The organism is Bacillus cereus group sp. Bce041 (genome assembly GCF_052646455.1).
Genome location: NZ_JBQXON010000046.1, coordinates 1 through 2,405, shown reverse-complemented (window position 1 = coordinate 2,405; position 2,405 = coordinate 1). Strand labels below are relative to the sequence as shown.

The window sequence follows — 2,405 nt, the reverse complement described above, 5'->3', positions numbered from 1 at the left end:
ATGATGGCAGAGAGGTCACACCCGTTCCCATACCGAACACGGAAGTTAAGCTCTCTAGCGCCGATGGTAGTTGGGACCTTGTCCCTGTGAGAGTAGGACGTCGCCAAGCAAAAACCTAAGTCATTTTGACTTAGGTTTTTTTGTGTTTATTTTATTATTTTAAATTTAAAGGTAAGAATTACCTTTTCAAGAATATAGTCCAGATGTAAAAAGAATGTTTGTGATCTTACATAACCTTTTGTGCTTTTAAAGGATTTTACATTAGAAAAAATCTATAATTAAGGTAGTTAACATATATTTTTGATGGGTGTGGGGAATTATGAAAGAAATATGCATGTTATTAGTGGCTGTTATATTATGGGGTACAGCCATTGCGCCAACAAAATGGGCGTTAGAATCTATTCAGCCGTTTACTTTGTTATTTATTCGTCTTTTCTTTGCAGGTGGAATTTGTATGATATTCTCATTTAAGGAACTACAAAAATCAGTTGTACATAAAAAAGTTCCATGGAAAAGAATGAGTTTGTTAGCTTTTACCGGTGTAGCTGGTTATTTTATGTTTACATCCTACGGCATTTCTTTAACCAGTGGATTACATGTGAGTATTATAGATGCTGCGTTACCATTGGTTACAATTCTTTTTTCAGCACTCTTTTTAAAAGAGGAAATTCGATTGAATTATTGGATAGGAATTATATTGGGTGCTATAGGAGTACTCTTTATTACGATTCCATCTAAAAGTGCTAATCAAGAAGTGTCCTTAATAGGGGATATACTAATATTATTAAGTACTTTTCTATTTGCTTTCTACACAGTTTTGCTAAAACGACCAAAACAAGAACAGTATTTATCAAACGAGGTTTTTACAACATTAACTTTAATTATTGGAGCTGTTATTCTCTTACCGTTTGCACTGGTAGAAATTTTTTATTACGGTCTCCCAAAGGTTGAAACTTGGAAAACGGTACTTAGTGTAATATACCTTGTTATTGGAGCAACAATTTTAGCATATTGGTTTTGGAATAAAGCGCTAGAGAGAGTTTCAGCATCAGTAAGCGGATTATATTTAAATGCATTACCATTAATAAGTATTATTACTTCAATTATTCTATTAAATGAATCTCTGACATGGAGAGTAATAATGGGAGCGAGTTTAGTCTTAATTGGAGTAGGATGGGCGGATAAGCAAAAGTTATGTAATCTATTAAAAGGTAACAAGGTGGAGAATAGAGACTGTTAAACAGTATGATTTATATAATTGAAATGTTAAAAAGATACCTTATATATGAGGTATCTTTTTTATTTAGCAAAGATAATAGACTAAAGTTAGTATGGATATTCTTTGCTGTATTTATATGTGTCGAAATCATTTTGAAATATTGTTTGGACAAGTTGTATACATTCAGTATCATAAAAGCTTTCAAAAGTTGGATGACGTGGAAATAAAGGATCAGTAATATCGCCTTCGCTAAAATTCCCTTTATAAATCATGGCGGGAGTTTGATGATGCCATGATGTTGAGAACTCATTTATTGGTGCGGTTTTTAATTCGAAACGCTTTTCTAATTCTTTCATTTCGTGATCGAAGTTTTCTAAGTATATATAATTGGTCACATATTCTTCTTCACCAGCTATATATTGTTGTGTGAAATGTGGGTTAATATCACTTGCGTGAGCCCCTTTTATAAATAGATAGTATAAAAATTGTTTAAATGAGATCCCTTTGGTGGAATTTTCATCTTGATATAAAAACTTTCGGATGGGTTTCCATTCGGGATTTTCCATATAAGGAGGTCCAATTAAGGACACGAAAGAACTGACTGCTCTCCTATAAGGGTTACGAACAAGTTTAAAAGTTTCTTTTTGTTTTTCTCGTAACGCTACTCCTAGTCGTACACTATAGGCAGGTGTACTTTTGTATATATCATATTCATAATTATGAATGAAAGGACTATAGCTTAGAGCGGTTTGTAATAAATCAATCTGGTAAAAGAACCACTTAGCAAGAGAAGTACAGCCGCTTTTTTGACTCCAAAATAGAATGATTGGAAACTTCCTATGATAGTGTGGGCTTCTTGAATGGGAGCTTATGATGTGTAATAAAGAAGGATTGAACAAGTTCTACACTCCTTTCAGTTATCTTATTGATATGTATGAGAAATAAAAGGGGGGTATGAGAGTCTTTTTCATCTTTTTTAAAAAAATGAAAGATTATTATTGACTATTATTATATAGAGGTGTAATATAGGACAAGTCGCCGATGACAATAACGTCGCAAGCGACAAACGAAATAAAAAAACTTAGTTGACATTAACTAACGAAGATGTTAACATAAGGAAGTCGCAAATGAGCGACCAAGTAGTTCTTTGAAAACTGAACGAAACAAACAACGTGAAACGTCAATT

At 32.9% G+C, this 2,405-nt stretch carries 2 protein-coding genes and 1 rRNA gene; 2 read left to right on the top strand and 1 reads right to left on the bottom strand.

The genetic code is table 11. The features are described 5' to 3' along the window. A 5S ribosomal RNA gene (gene rrf / locus ACUN13_RS32140) occupies positions 1-109 on the top strand; the annotation flags it as partial. A gap of 210 nt (positions 110-319) precedes the next feature. Beyond that, positions 320-1,240, top strand: coding sequence for a DMT family transporter (locus ACUN13_RS32135; RefSeq protein WP_000658271.1), 921 nt, complete (start codon positions 320-322; stop codon positions 1,238-1,240). Between the two features lie 86 nt (positions 1,241-1,326). Here the strand turns inward: ACUN13_RS32135 and ACUN13_RS32130 are convergent, their stop codons facing one another. Beyond that, on the bottom strand, positions 1,327-2,118 hold the full coding sequence (locus tag ACUN13_RS32130; protein WP_000483018.1) for a sulfotransferase family 2 domain-containing protein: 792 nt from the start codon (positions 2,116-2,118) through the stop codon (positions 1,327-1,329). Between the last annotated feature and the right edge of the window lie 287 nt (positions 2,119-2,405).